This window comes from Phormidium pseudopriestleyi FRX01, from assembly GCF_017313335.1.
GTDB classification, from domain to species: domain Bacteria; phylum Cyanobacteriota; class Cyanobacteriia; order Cyanobacteriales; family Laspinemataceae; genus Laspinema; species Laspinema pseudopriestleyi.
This window is the reverse complement of sequence record NZ_JAFLQW010000219.1, coordinates 15,394-28,950: the sequence shown is the minus strand read 5'-3', so window position 1 is coordinate 28,950 and position 13,557 is coordinate 15,394. Positions and strand designations below refer to the sequence as shown.

The 13,557-nt window shown below is 47.2% G+C and carries 12 protein-coding genes and 1 pseudogene; 8 read left to right on the top strand and 5 right to left on the bottom strand.

Translation table 11 applies throughout. The features are described 5' to 3' along the window. Nucleotides 1-468 precede the first annotated feature (468 nt). From J0895_RS07970 to J0895_RS07960, 3 genes are all read right to left on the bottom strand, one after another. Entirely contained in the window at nucleotides 469-1,674 is a 1,206-nt protein-coding gene (locus tag J0895_RS07970; RefSeq protein ID WP_207087568.1) for an argininosuccinate synthase, read from the bottom strand. Nucleotides 1,675-2,148: 474 nt separating this feature from the next. Next, entirely contained in the window at nucleotides 2,149-2,547 is a 399-nt protein-coding gene (locus tag J0895_RS07965; protein ID WP_207087567.1) for a response regulator, read from the bottom strand. A 242-nt stretch (nucleotides 2,548-2,789) separates the two neighbouring features. Continuing rightward, nucleotides 2,790-3,653 carry an EamA family transporter gene (locus J0895_RS07960; RefSeq protein ID WP_207087566.1) on the bottom strand — a complete coding sequence of 288 codons (864 nt, stop codon included), beginning with the start codon at nucleotides 3,651-3,653 and terminating at the stop codon, nucleotides 2,790-2,792. Nucleotides 3,654-3,779: 126 nt separating this feature from the next. Here J0895_RS07960 and J0895_RS07955 point away from each other — a divergent pair, with 126 nt between their 5' ends. The 8 genes and pseudogenes from J0895_RS07955 to J0895_RS07925 all read left to right on the top strand — a co-directional run bounded on the left by J0895_RS07955 (nucleotide 3,780) and on the right by J0895_RS07925 (nucleotide 11,569). Beyond that, a complete protein-coding gene (locus J0895_RS07955; protein ID WP_207087565.1) occupies nucleotides 3,780-4,886 on the top strand; it encodes a TRAP transporter substrate-binding protein in 1,107 nt (368 codons plus the stop codon). A gap of 141 nt (nucleotides 4,887-5,027) precedes the next feature. After that, nucleotides 5,028-6,170, top strand: coding sequence for a glycosyltransferase (locus tag J0895_RS07950; RefSeq protein ID WP_207087564.1), 1,143 nt, complete (start codon nucleotides 5,028-5,030; stop codon nucleotides 6,168-6,170). A gap of 22 nt (nucleotides 6,171-6,192) precedes the next feature. Then, nucleotides 6,193-6,330, top strand: coding sequence for a hypothetical protein (locus J0895_RS07945; protein ID WP_207087563.1), 138 nt, complete (start codon nucleotides 6,193-6,195; stop codon nucleotides 6,328-6,330). A gap of 174 nt (nucleotides 6,331-6,504) precedes the next feature. Continuing rightward, nucleotides 6,505-7,209 carry an undecaprenyl-phosphate galactose phosphotransferase family protein gene (locus J0895_RS07940; protein WP_207087562.1) on the top strand — a complete coding sequence of 235 codons (705 nt, stop codon included), beginning with the start codon at nucleotides 6,505-6,507 and terminating at the stop codon, nucleotides 7,207-7,209. A 454-nt stretch (nucleotides 7,210-7,663) separates the two neighbouring features. Then, nucleotides 7,664-8,242, top strand: a pseudogene (locus tag J0895_RS25775) (GDP-mannose 4,6-dehydratase); the annotation flags it as partial. Between the two features lie 180 nt (nucleotides 8,243-8,422). Then, on the top strand, nucleotides 8,423-9,724 hold the full coding sequence (locus J0895_RS26710) for a GDP-mannose 4,6-dehydratase (protein ID WP_340643476.1): 1,302 nt from the start codon (nucleotides 8,423-8,425) through the stop codon (nucleotides 9,722-9,724). 226 nt (nucleotides 9,725-9,950) lie between these two features. Further along, nucleotides 9,951-10,895 (top strand): GDP-L-fucose synthase family protein, encoded by a 945-nt coding sequence (locus J0895_RS07930; protein ID WP_207087560.1) that lies wholly within the window; start codon nucleotides 9,951-9,953, stop codon nucleotides 10,893-10,895. Nucleotides 10,896-10,972: 77 nt separating this feature from the next. Beyond that, nucleotides 10,973-11,569, top strand: coding sequence for a 5-formyltetrahydrofolate cyclo-ligase (locus J0895_RS07925; protein WP_242541142.1), 597 nt, complete (start codon nucleotides 10,973-10,975; stop codon nucleotides 11,567-11,569). Between the two features lie 43 nt (nucleotides 11,570-11,612). Here J0895_RS07925 and J0895_RS07920 read toward each other — a convergent pair whose 3' ends face one another. Next, a complete protein-coding gene (locus tag J0895_RS07920) occupies nucleotides 11,613-12,338 on the bottom strand; it encodes a retron system putative HNH endonuclease (RefSeq protein WP_242541141.1) in 726 nt (241 codons plus the stop codon). Beyond that, nucleotides 12,339-13,556: an AAA family ATPase gene (locus J0895_RS07915; protein WP_207087559.1), complete on the bottom strand. Its 1,218-nt coding sequence runs from the start codon at nucleotides 13,554-13,556 to the stop codon at nucleotides 12,339-12,341. It abuts the gene before it with no gap. Nucleotide 13,557: the final 1 nt, after the last annotated feature.

Genomic DNA, 13,557 nt, shown 5'->3' with positions numbered 1-13,557 from the left:
CAAGTTGCAAAAGCGGATATTTCGAGCGAGTGAATCGTACCCACAACAGGGTGGCATTACTGAGGAGCCGTGTGAGGTGAAAGTCTCATGCACGGTTCTGAAGGAGAGGTAGGGGTAGCGATGCCCCTATCGACTCTAACTTTGATAACTTAAAAACAGGGAACATTGATCCGAATCACCTGTAGGGATGGCGATCGCCATGACTGACATCAGTTGTAGCGGCAATCCCCGCTTCTATAGCCCGTTTTGCAGCAGTCTAACCATAGACTTGAGGAGTGGGAGCATCTTGCTCCCTACTGTGATAAGGGAGCAAGATGCTCCCACTCCTTTAAGGAATTCTCCAATCCCTGTAGACGCGCTATATATTGAATAACCAAATATTGAATCACAAAATAATGAAATAACACCGATGGCAAAAGGCAAAAGATAACGCGATTCTTTTGCCTTATTACCATTTAAAGGGTGAGATTAGTTACCTCTAACCTTCTCAGACCAAATCCGAGTTGGCAGACCCCAGACATAGATAAACCCTTCAGCAGCTTTATGGTCGAAGGTATCATCCGCCCCATAAGTCGCCAGATCCGGCGCATAGAGAGACTCATTGGACTTGCGCCCGACAATGCTTGCCGTTCCCTTGAACAGTTTAATCCGGACCGTACCCGAGACGCGCTCTTGAGTTTTTTGGATGAACGCATCCAGGGCCATCTTCAGGGGACTGTACCACTGACCGTTGTAAACCATTTGGCTGTAGGTTTCTTCGATGCCGCGTTTGTATTGAGTGACATCTTTGGTTAGGGTGAGACTTTCGATATCTCGGTGAGCTTGAATCAGGACCAGGAGGGCCGGAGACTCGTAGATTTCCCGAGATTTAATCCCCACCAGACGATTTTCGATCATATCGATGCGTCCGATCCCATGACGACCCACCACCTCATTCAACTCCGTAATTAGTGCCACGGGAGAGAGGGCCTTGCCATTGACATGGGTGGGGAGACCTTGCTCAAAGGTGATTTCCACATATTCCGGTTCATTCGGAGTATCGGCGATCGCCTTCGTCATCACATAGATTTCTTCTTCCGGTTCAGTCCAGGGGTCTTCCAGGGGACCTGCTTCCACACTCCGTCCCAACAGATTGCGGTCAATACTGTAGGGAGAGGATTTTTTCACCGGAGTGGGGATGCCAAACTTTTCACCGTAGGCAATGGTTTCTTCCCGACTCATGCCCCATTCCCGGGCTGGTGCGAGGACCTTGATATTGGGATTGAGCGCGGCGATCGACACATCGAAACGCACCTGGTCATTTCCCTTGCCAGTACAGCCGTGGGCCACCGCATCAGCCCCATATTTGTCCGCCGCCTCTACGAGAATTTTAGCGATTAGGGGTCTAGCGAGGGCCGTTCCCAGGGGATAACGGTTTTCATACAGAGCATTTGCTTGAATGGCGGGAAAGGCATAATCTTTGACAAAGATTTCCGTCACGTCTTCCACCAGGGAGATACTGGCACCGGAGGTTAAAGCCTTTTCCTTAATCGGGCCAAGTTCTTCACCTTGTCCCAAATCTGCCGCTAGGGTAATTACGTCTTCAACGCCCCACTCTTCTTTTAAGTAGGGAATGCAAACGGAGGTATCGACTCCTCCAGAATATGCCAGGACGACTTTGGTAGCGCGACCCATTACTTTTTGCCTCTACTGCAATACCGATCAACTGTTCATTATTAACCAAGTTCTCCGGATTTCATAGCCTTTTTGTCAGGGATTCCCTAGATTTGTGATGGAGGGATTGGGAATTTTAGGGTTTAAGTTTGATCCGGGGGATTGAGACCTTGGGGAGAGAGGGTGACTCAAGAGGGTGAACATCCGGGGGAGATGGTTTGGAGGGGACTGACCCTGGAATTGAAGGAACCGCTGCGATCGCCGGGATGAGCAACTAGACAAAAGTAGCAACAACTCGCCGGTTTACCCTAGCAGTAGTCTCCGATGGAAAGGGCAATCCTGTGGGATTGGGTCCAAGGCGATCGCCGGATTTTCTCTTGGGGAGTGATTCTAGCCATTCCAACCCGATCTTGCTCCTGGGTGTTTGAGGCACAATCCACTCAACTGGGAATCCCCATTCACGCTGAATGGGGAAAAAGAGCATCTTTCTTAAAATTACGCGCTTTGCTTGTTAGTTTGGTATATTTCAGCCGCCTTTTGAACAAGTGCCTTGAGGTCCTGAATATCAAACGGCTTACTGATGCATTTAAAAACATTCGCTTTATTCATCATATCTTCCGAGGCTTCTAGGGCATCCTCACTGTACCCAGTTAACAGAATGCCAATGGTATGGGGGAAACGGACTCGCGCCTTGCTCAACAATTCCAGACCCGTCATCTCCGGCATACTCTGATCCGTAATAATCACCGCCATTTCCCCTTCTGTATCCAGCAGGGCGATCGCATCGAGAGGGCTATCTGCTCTGTGTACTTGAAAATCACGCCGAAACGTCCTGTACAGTAAATCCAGGTTGTCTCGCTCATCATCCACTACCATGAGTCTAAGTTTTGACATAGATTAAAGTTGCTCCAGCCATCTCTACTTTCCCATTTTATTCAGATTCCTTGAAAGTCTCGCGGAACCGATCTCGAACGAGAGACCACAGCTTGAGTGCAGCACCCTCCTCTTGGCATCTCAGAATAACACTACGGGTCTATCTTGATATTTTTCTTATTTTACCCGGGAATGTCCCCCAGTTGAGAAGGGACCGAAAAAACTGCTCCCCTCTATTGCCCAGGAGACTCAGCGCCAAAAGGTTACAACAGCGTCATCAAGACCACCCCTAGCAGCATCGTCGTTGCTCCCCAGAAGCGATCGCGAATTCCGGACTCGTGAAACAGGAACTTACCCCATAACACCCCGAATAGAACGCTAGTCCGTTTAATAGCTATCACCTGAACCACCAGAGTTAATTTCAGGGCCTGCATTTGAAACAGGACTGCGATCGCCGTACAGAGTCCCATCAGACTCAACTGCAGCCAATGTTGGACAATCTGACCCCCGGGATTTTTAGAGTGGGAGAATAATAAGGGAAATTGCCACAAGGAGATCGCCGAAAACACCGCAAAACTCCAAAATAGCGGCGAAGAATTTTGGACCCCCACCTTATCCACATTCGCCGTAATACTCCACAGAAACGCCACCAACAACATTAATTTCGGCCCCGGTTCACTCACCAGAGCCTGAAACGGGGCAAAATATCCCCGCTTGCGGTCTTGGAGATTTAACAAATAAGACCCACCGACAATCAACCCAATCCCCAACCCATCCGCCCAACTGAGCCATTCCCCCACAATAATCGGAGAAGTAATGGCCATAAACAGTGGAGAAAAGGCAATCAGGGGTAAACAGAGGGATAAATCGGATGTACTAATCGCCTGGATATATAACAAAAAGGCGATCGCATTCAGGACACTGCCCACCGCCAGGGCCACCCAAAATTGACTGCCCAAATCCGGAATTCCTCCCACAACTTGCATTGGCAGTAATACCAACGCCGTAAAAAAGGACCAAGACCAAGCCACAATCGGGACATCGATATTTTTTAGGGTTCTTTTCCCTAAAACATCTTTGAGCGAAGAAAAAAAAGCCGTTGAAAGTGCTAAAAAAAACCAGAGCATCAGGAGTTTAGAGTTTAGAGTTTAAATGAGTGATAAAATCATTATCCCGGACCAACTTTCGGACGCCGATCATCCGGTGTTTGCCACCGCAAAACCCTCAACCCTCCTGCAAGGTAAAAAGACACTATGAAACGTAGAAAACTCATCGGTCATGGGGCCATCGGTGCTCTGAGTGCGGCTGCCGCCACTGCCTGTAGTCCTGCCGCCAGAGGTCCTGCCGTTTCTCGGGATAGCTTGCCCAGAATTCGCTGGAATATGGCAACCAGTTGGCCCGCTTCCCTGGATACCATCTATGGGGGCGCTCAAACCATTGCCAAACGGGTGGCACAGATGACCGATAACCGCTTCGAGATTCGCCCCTATCCTGCGGGAGAACTGGTCCCGGGATTGCAGGTGCTCGATGCTGTGCAAAGTGGAACCGTCCAATGCGGACATACTGCCGGCTATTATTACATTGGCAAAAATCCAGCCCTCGCCTTTGCCACCTCGGTTCCCTTCGGATTAAATGCCCAGCAGCAAAATGCGTGGCTGTATCATGGCGGGGGATTAGAGGCCATGCAGAGACTGTATAGCGATTTCAATATTATTAATTTTCCGGCAGGCAATACTGGCGTGCAGATGGGGGGCTGGTTTAAGCGTCAAATCAACAGCGTTCGGGACCTGAATGGTTTGAAAATGCGGATTCCGGGATTGGGGGGTCAGGTGATGGAAAAACTGGGGGTCAACGTCCAGGTGTTACCCGGAGGGGAGATTTTTCTCGCCTTAGAACGGGGGGCGATCGATGCAGCAGAATGGGTTGGCCCCTACGATGACCTCAAGTTGGGATTAAATAAAGCAGCGCAATTTTACTATTATCCCGGCTGGTGGGAACCGGGACCGACGTTGGATGTGTTGGTGAACCTGTCCCAGTGGAACCAACTGCCCCAGGATTATCAAGAAATCTTCAAAACTGCGGCTTATGAGGCAAATTTGAATATGTTGGCCCAGTATGAAGTGCTCAATCGCGAAGCCCTAGTGACCTTAAAAGCGGGGGGGACTCAGTTACTTCCCTACAGTCAAGAAATTATCGACGCGGCGAAGAAAGTTACCTTTGACTTGTATGCAGAAAGTGCGAGTAAAGATGCAACTTTTCGCGGAATTTATGAACAATGGAATACATTTCGCGAGGAAATGTACCAATGGACGGCGATTACGGAGTTGAGTTATAGCAACTTCGTGGTTCCTAAACCGTAAATATAAGGAGGCAGAGCCTCCAATTTGGCATTCCCAGGCTCCGCCTAGGAACGAGAGCAAGTTAGGAGGCAGAGCCTCTGATTTGGCATTCCCAGGCTCCGCCTGGGAACGAGAAAAGAGTTTGTAGAGACGGCGTATTTGATGGTAAAAAATTATGCTCTGGTGCATGAATGGCTGACGCCTTATGCAACTGGAGGTTCAGAACTGGTGGTTAAAGAAATTCTCAAGGCAGTGGATGCTGATTTGTATGCGTTGATTGATTTTGAATCTACAAATCCTGAGAGTTATTTATTTAAACGGCAGATTGGTTCGACATTTTTGCAACAGTTTCCTTGGGCGAAAAGGGGGGTGCAAAAATATTTGCCTTTGTTACCTCTGGCGATTGAACAGTTAGATTTGCGCGAGTATCCGGTAATTTTATCCTCCTCTCATGCGGTGGCGAAAGGGGTACTGACGGCACCGCATCAGATGCACGTCTGTTACTGCCATACGCCGATGCGCTATGCCTGGGATTTAACGTTTGATTATCTTCATAACAGTCGGGCGGGGCGAGGATTGGCGGGAATTTTGACGCGGTATTTGCTGCATCGATTGCGACAGTGGGATGTGATTTCGGCGAATCGGGTGGATTATTTTATTGCTAATTCCCACCATACGGCGCGGCGGATTTGGCGCTGTTATCGGCGGGAAGCTCAGGTGATTTATCCGCCGGTGAATGTGGAGCGTTTTCGGTTTGAGCCCCAGAAGGATGATTTTTATTTAACTGTGGCGCGGTTGGTGCCTTACAAGAAGGTGGGGACCATTGTGCGCGGATTTAATCAGTTGGGGAAACGGTTGGTGGTGATTGGGAAGGGTCCGGAGTTGGCGGAAATTCGGGCGATCGCCGGGTCAAATGTGGAGGTGCTAGGGGAACAAACCGATGCGGTGGTGGAGGATTATATGGCACGAGCGAAGGCGTTTGTTTATGCCGCCTGTGAGGATTTTGGGATTGCGTTGGTGGAGGCTCAAGCTTGTGGGACTCCGGTGCTCGCTTATGGTGCAGGCGGGGCGTTAGAAACGGTCCTGGATATCCGAAATCATCCCTCTAAGGGGACTGGATTATTTTTTGGGGAGCAAACGCCAGGGTCATTAATGGAGGCGGTGGAGAGCTTTGAAGGGTGGCGATCGCAGTTTAATCCCCAGTCGGCGCGGGAGCAAGCTGCCAAATTTGCTCCGGAGGTGTTTCAGGAGCGTTACCGCCATTTTATCGATGAATGTTATCGCGAATTTCAGACGAGAGCTTGATAAAAATTCGGTTTTATGGTATATGGGTAAACAAGACTTGCTGGGACCCTTAAGTTGGGCGATCGCACCACCAAATCAGCCACACAATCTGCTTTTCCTGGGTTCCATCCCCTGTAACAATCATCGGCAATTTCAAAGGATTGAGGCGATGAAGGTGTAATCAACTCTCCTGACAGAAAGTAAATTGGGATGAATCGCGCAGACTCACCAGGATAGGCACTTTGAAAGAGCCGATTTTGTCTGGATGTCTGTAACCTAAACTCTCCAGACGCGGTGCAAAACGTCTGAAGGCTTTACAATCAGGACTGTGTGTGGTGTGAATTAAAGGAGTAAGATGACTGCCGATAGCCAACTCATCTCCGGCAAAGTGATTCGGGCGGTTGCCAGACGGACTTTTTGGCCTTTCGTCCTGAGTGGGATCAACGGAGAATTTTCCAAGCGGCTGTTCGACGTTGTGTTTTCCCTGTGCGTTCTAATCGTGTTTTCCCCGGTTTACGCGATTTTGGGTCTGCTGATTTACATTAGCTCCCCCGGCCCAATTTTTTATGTGCAGGAGCGCGTTGGCAAGAACCGTCAAAAATTCGGATGTATTAAATTCAGGACAATGGTACTCAATGCTGACGAAGTTTTGCTGGATATCATGGAAACTTCCCCTCATTTGCGTCAAGAATTTGAGGATAATTTCAAACTCAAGCAAGACCCCAGAATTACTTGGATCGGTCATTTTCTAAGAATCACTAGCCTGGATGAATTTCCCCAATTTTGGAATGTTTTGAAAGGTGAAATGAGTGTGGTCGGTCCTCGACCTTTGGTGGTTGAAGAATTACCAAAATATGGCCGATATATCGATAAGGTCCTAACCATTAAACCCGGCATTACCGGATTGTGGCAGGTCTCCGGTCGAAATGACATTCCCTATCCCAAACGCATCCAAATTGACGTTTATTATGTCAATTTTAAAAATTTGTGGATGGACCTATGGATTGTCTTGAAAACCCTTAAAGTGGTGCTGTTCCCTAAAAATAATGGGGCGTATTAACGGGCGTTGTTGCTCCGAACTGCATCAGTGCTCTTGCTGGTGCAGTTCATCCCCTTTAATAAACCGATCGCGATCGGGAATTATGCTGAGGACGTAAGGCTTCAGCAAATTTTTTGCATTTCTACCCCAAAACCCGGGGGAAAATTCAAGAAAACCGTGACAGTTGATACCCGGAGGAAGTACAATCCAGTAACATCCGGTAACGGAAACCGGACGACTCGATTTACAAAAAGTTCGCCAAAACTACGCCAAAACTATAGGGTTCCTTCACATTAACTGCCACAATTCACGATAAAGTGAAAGACTGATTTGATAAATCCCCACCGGAACGAAAAATTCCCCGGATGGGTATCAAGGCAAAGAATTATTAGGGTGCGGTTCAGTACAGACTCTAAGTGGCGATCGCCGCTGAGAGTCCCCAAACTTAACTAGAGGTTGAGAGGAAAAATAAAAAATGACGCAGCAACGTAAGCGGGCATTAATCACCGGCATCACCGGTCAAGACGGTTCTTACTTAAGCGAATTACTACTAGAAAAAGGCTATGAAGTCCACGGGATTATCCGCCGGACTTCCACCTTTAATACCGACCGGATCGACCATCTTTATGTGGATCCCCATAGCGAAGAAGCCCGATTATTTCTGCATTATGGCGATTTGACCGATGGGGTCACCCTCCGCCGAATTCTCGAAGAAGTCAAACCCGTTGAAATTTACAACCTGGGCGCTCAATCCCATGTCCGAGTCAGCTTTGACTCCCCAGAGTACACCGTGGATACTGTGGCAATGGGAACCCTACGCCTGTTAGAAGCAATCCGCGACTACCAACATCGCACCGGGATCCAAGTCCGGTTTTATCAAGCGGGTTCTTCGGAAATGTTTGGCAAGGTCCTGGAAGTCCCCCAAAAGGAAACGACCCCGTTTTATCCCCGCAGTCCCTATTCCTGCGCCAAAGTTTACGCCCATTGGCAAACGATCAATTATCGCGAATCTTATGATTTATTTGCCTGTAATGGCATTCTGTTTAACCATGAATGCGTAATAGATAACACCCCCGTGTTCATCCGTCAGGATGGACTGATTGACCTGGTATCCATTGCGGAAATTGTCCCCCATCACACTGAAACAGGCCATCAAAATCGATATACCACTGACATTAGGGATGGCAACGGGTTTGAAGTCTGGGATGCCACCGGATGGGCGCAAGTGACTTGCATGACGGCCACTTGGAATGGTGCCACCGAACAACCGAATAAGACGGTACATCGGATTGCGGCAGAGGGTGCAGTCTACCATGCCACTAGGGATCATGTGGTGTTTGTGGAACAGGGAGAATTGGCGGTAGAAAAACCTGCCGGTGAGGTTAAGGTGGGGGATTCCTTGGCGTTGATTGATTTGCCGCGATCGCCCGAACAAATTGACATCACCGAAACCGAAGCATGGTTGCTTGGGGTGTTCGTTGCTGCCGCAGAAATTGACAGCTCAAGTCAAGTAATCTTGACAATTCCTGACCCAACTTTAACCAGTCGCCTCGCCGCATCTTGGCGAAAAGTCTCCGGTGGAACTTGCGATCGCCTGGGCGAATCCCATCTCCAGTTATCCGGCAATTGCGCCTACGGTGATTACTTGCGGTCCGAACTGTACAACAAATCCCAAGACAAACGCATTCCTAAGCGGATTCTCAATGCAGGCGATCGGGAACGGTTGGCCTTTTTAGACGGATTTAAAGCCGTTTCTCCCCTTGCTGGGGACTCTTTCACGGTCCAAACTCCCTCTGCCGGACTCGCCGCTGGACTCTACTGGATGTCCGTTACCACCCTACAACAACCCGCCTGGATTGCCACTGAACCCCAAGGCGACTGCCTCTACTATCAAATTCACGTCAACGCTACCCCACCCCAAGGCACCCCCCGGGCTCAAGTCGTCACTGCTGAACCTATCAACTATCAAGGATGGTTGTTTGATTTAGCAACCACCACTGGCACTTTCCATGCCGGAGTCGGCCAGGGTTGGATCCATAACTCCCCGCGACGAGGCGAAACCTTTGTCACCCGCAAAATTACCCGCGCCGTTGCCCGCATCGTCGCCGGAAAGCAGAAAAAACTCTTCCTGGGTAACCTGGATTCCCAACGGGACTGGGGGTATGCCAAAGACTATGTTCGCGCGATGTGGTTGATGCTGCAACAAGACGAACCGGATGATTATGTCGTTGCCACCAATGAAACTCACTCGATTCGGAAATTTTTGGATTTAGCCTTTAATTTCGTTAACCTGAATTGGGAAGATTACGTCGAATTCGACCCTCGCTATCTCCGTCCTGCTGAGGTTGATTTATTAATTGGTGATGCCAGTAAAGCGAAGGAAAAATTAGGATGGGAACCGTCGATTACCTTTGAACAATTGGTGGCGTTAATGGTGGATTCTGACCTCAAGGCGATCGGGGTAGAATCTCCTACAGGACAACCGATTATCGATCGCGCTTTCATCCGCCAAGACAGTGGTCAAATGGTGGACTAATTTACTTCCCATTCAATCCAGTCCCCTCCCTAGTGTTTTACTGAACCTCCGGTCCCCGGACCTTGGCAAGGTCCGGGGACCGGAAGTGCAGTTAATAAAAAGGCAAATCACCATGAGCGTAAAAAACCTACCGTTGTAAGGGGGTAGGGAGGGGGCCTTTTCTTCAATCAAGCTTAAAGTGCGATCGCCAACCCGTTCAAGTATTAAGTATCAGAGGTCAACCTAAATGGAATCATTAGACTTAAAAGACAAACATATTCTCGTCACCGGAGGGGCCGGATTTTTAGGTCGGCAAGTCATCGACCAATTAACTCAAAATGGGGCGGATTCAGATAAGATTACCGTCCCGCGATCGCGCGATTCCGACCTGCGAATCATGGAAGTTTGTCAGCAGGTTGTCCAACAACAAGATATTATCATTCACCTCGCCGCCCATGTCGGCGGAATCGGCCTCAATCAGGAAAAACCCGCCGAACTCTTCTATGACAATTTGATGATGGGGACACAACTGATTCATGCCGCCTATCAAGCTAGTGTGCAAAAATTTGTCTGCGTCGGTACAATATGCGCCTATCCCAAATTTACCCCCGTCCCCTTCAAAGAAGATGACCTCTGGAATGGCTATCCAGAAGAAACCAATGCACCTTATGGGATTGCCAAAAAAGCCTTATTAGTCCAACTGCAATCCTATCGACAACAATATAATTTTAACGGCATTTATTTACTACCCGTTAACTTATATGGACCAGAAGATAACTTTGACCCTAGTAGTTCTCACGTCATTCCCGCCTTAATTCGCAAAGTTCATGAAGCTCAGGAACAGGGCGCTCAAGAATTAGTCGTCTGGGGAGATGGTACCCCGTCTCGGGAATTTCTCTACTCCACTGATGCAGCCCGAGGGATTGTCATGGCAGCCCAATCATATCATAAATCCGACCCAGTTAACTTGGGAACTGGCGATGAAATTACCATTCGGGATTTAATTGAACTAATTTGCGAATTGATGGGATTTGAGGGCAAATTGGTCTGGGATACAGACAAACCCAATGGTCAACCGCGCCGCTGTTTAGATACGGAACTGGCTAAAAAAGAGTTTGGATTTACGGCAGAGGTTGGGTTTAAAGAAGGATTGCAAAAAACGATTGCCTGGTATCGGGAAAACGCGGCTTAGGTGGCAATTGATGGGACTAGAAATGGCTAAGGACTAGGGATTTACCTGTCCTTAGCTAAATTTTATATAACAATTTTATGGTTGACAATTTCCGAATGTCTCTCGACCCTCAACTGGAGAAAGCCCAACTCAGAATTCAGTTACTTCAACAGCGTAAAGCGCTTTCTAAAGCAGAATGGCAGGACAAAAGTCATCGCCTTTGTTGCCATTTACAATCTTCGGATTTATATCAGGGTTCCCGAACTATTTTAGCTTATATTAGTTTTCGCCAAGAACCGGATTTAAGTTCTTTATTTACGGAAACAACTCATCAGTGGGGACTTCCTCGTTGTATGAAGAAGCAGTTAGTTTGGCATCGCTACTGTGTTGGGGATACGCTACAGGCGGGGAAATATGGCATTTTAGAACCCTTGCCAGATGCACCGATATTGACAGGGGATGAAGTGGATTTAATTCTAGTCCCATCGGTGGGATGCGATCGCGCTGGATATCGCCTCGGATATGGCGGTGGATTTTACGATCGCCTGTTATCTCTTCCTCAATGGCAGTCTAAACCGACTGTGGGGATTCTCTTCAACTTTGGCGATTTACTTGACTTACCCATCGCCTCCTGGGATAAACCCTTGCAGGGAGTTTGTACAGAAGTCGGATTGCGCCAAATCTCATCGGAATGAGTGGGAGGGGACGGGAGAGAAAATAGAGTAAAGCATAGACGCGCTATAGCACGTCTAAATCATGTTGTTTGGCAACTTGTTCAATCACAAAGCAAAATTGAGGAAATTTTCCCTCTGCATCCTTTTGGGAATATAAGCCATTAGCAATTTTCTGGATGTCTGAGGCATCTAATTCAATATCGAGAGGGAATAATGCCTCATCAATGGCTATTCTCCTTAAATCTATCAATCGCTGATGATTTAAGACTAATTTTTCAATCGTTTTTTGTGCCGCACTGTCTTGATGATTGGTTGCTTCGACTTTCCCAGAATCATAAAACTTAAATCTTGTTTCACAATCTCGATGTAAGGGAGTTACAAAATTGTGCGGTTCATACCAATTATCTCTAGCGTGCGCTCCAAAAGGGCACTTATGGCTATTCTTCTTGCGTTTTTTTCTAACTGGATTAACTTCATCATTTTGAGCATCATAATTGCTCCCGGGATAAGCAGCTACCAGATTGAAATAATTGACATCTTCATAATTTTTCTGATCCCGATATATAGAATAAGGCTTGAGATGTTCAACGTGGGAAGTATTGGCATCAATCAAAATACCTGTATAGCAACAAATAAACCCTTGTTCTCTTAATAAAGAATCTTTTACCTCTCTTTTAATGTCACCATGAAAGTCATCATAGTAGTCGCAACCCAGGCGCTTTCCATATTGGTTGTCAAACCAGGACCGTAATGTTTCAGGTTCTTGTGCTTTTTCAATGTACTTCATCATTTATTTCCCTAATAGGCTGATCCGATCAATGCGAGTTTGCAGGCGTACTAATTCAGGAAAGTCTCCTAATTCACGGAGACTGTTGATTTGTTCAGTCGCTTCTGGAAAATTCCTCTGGTCAATCAATGATTCAATCTTCTCTAGAGTTGTTTGCGTGTTAATATCACGCTCAGGAGTTTCCATCAGAAAGCGTAAAATCCAATTACTATCCATACCCAAGGATTGGTCAGGAATATAGGGCGGTTCATCCGGTTCTAGAATAATCACATTTTCTGGAGCGACTTCTCCTATGATTTGCGGTGAATGAGTGGTGGCAATAAATTGGCAGTTTGGAAAAATATTTGTCAGTTTGTGGACAACGATCCGTTGCCAACGTGGATGTAAATGTAAATCTAATTCATCAATTAGCACGAGGGCTTTTCCATCCTGTAACGGATCTGTGAGATCGGGATTTGCCTGTAAAAGCCGTTGCACTAGGTCGAGTATCAATGCTAAAATACCCCGTTCGCCGTCTGAAAGCTGATTAATATTTAAAGTGACTCCATTTTTGTCCAGTTGCAACGTGGTTTTTTGTGATTTCTCAGATAGACGAACAACACGCACATCATTACACCAATCTAAAAAGCCCGTGACGGCATTATTTAAAGCATTAAGACGACGTTGTGCTAATGGATGGTTTTCGCGCAAAAGTTCCTCTTGGACTAACCACCAATCTGTAAACTCCCGAAGACGCAGCATTCTGGGAATGAGTGCGTCAGCAAACGCCGCCGATTGAGTGCCAGAAGTGCGATTTGGGTTTATGGTTTTGCCTTCCGTAAGAATTGAGCGTCGAGTCGCAAAATAAACTACAATGGGTTGGTTTTGAGACATTTTTATAGGGTCTAAAATCTGGTAACTATTAGGTTTTAGTTCAAATGCATTACTTTTTATATTGCTCACAACATTACATTGAAAAGGAATTTCTGAGACATAAAAATTTATTTTAACTGCCAATTTATCATGTCCAATCCTAATATCATTAGCAGTGAATTTAAGGTGTTTTTCTTCACAAACGGTAAATTCAGGTAGTACCCGGGAGAGCGCTATACATAAAGCATCCAGCACCGTAGATTTACCTACTCCGTTGATGCCAACAATTAGGTTGATTCCAGGCTGAAATTGAAATTCCGCCTGTTCAAAGCCCCGAAAATTAGTCAGTGTAAGGGTGTTAATTTGCATG

Coding starts and splice junctions, on each gene's coding strand:
- J0895_RS07950 (WP_207087564.1), top strand. CDS start 5,028: ATGGTAAAAAATTATGCTCTGGTGCATGAATGGCTGACGCCTTATGCA.
- J0895_RS07940 (WP_207087562.1), top strand. CDS start 6,505: ATGACTGCCGATAGCCAACTCATCTCCGGCAAAGTGATTCGGGCGGTT.
- J0895_RS07930 (WP_207087560.1), top strand. CDS start 9,951: ATGGAATCATTAGACTTAAAAGACAAACATATTCTCGTCACCGGAGGG.
- J0895_RS07920 (WP_242541141.1), bottom strand. CDS start 12,338: ATGATGAAGTACATTGAAAAAGCACAAGAACCTGAAACATTACGGTCC.
- J0895_RS07915 (WP_207087559.1), bottom strand. CDS start 13,556: ATGCAAATTAACACCCTTACACTGACTAATTTTCGGGGCTTTGAACAG.
- J0895_RS26710 (WP_340643476.1), top strand. CDS start 8,423: ATGACGGCCACTTGGAATGGTGCCACCGAACAACCGAATAAGACGGTA.
- J0895_RS07945 (WP_207087563.1), top strand. CDS start 6,193: ATGGGTAAACAAGACTTGCTGGGACCCTTAAGTTGGGCGATCGCACCA.
- J0895_RS07925 (WP_242541142.1), top strand. CDS start 10,973: ATGGTTGACAATTTCCGAATGTCTCTCGACCCTCAACTGGAGAAAGCC.
- J0895_RS07960 (WP_207087566.1), bottom strand. CDS start 3,653: ATGCTCTGGTTTTTTTTAGCACTTTCAACGGCTTTTTTTTCTTCGCTC.
- J0895_RS07970 (WP_207087568.1), bottom strand. CDS start 1,674: ATGGGTCGCGCTACCAAAGTCGTCCTGGCATATTCTGGAGGAGTCGAT.
- J0895_RS07955 (WP_207087565.1), top strand. CDS start 3,780: ATGAAACGTAGAAAACTCATCGGTCATGGGGCCATCGGTGCTCTGAGT.
- J0895_RS07965 (WP_207087567.1), bottom strand. CDS start 2,547: ATGTCAAAACTTAGACTCATGGTAGTGGATGATGAGCGAGACAACCTG.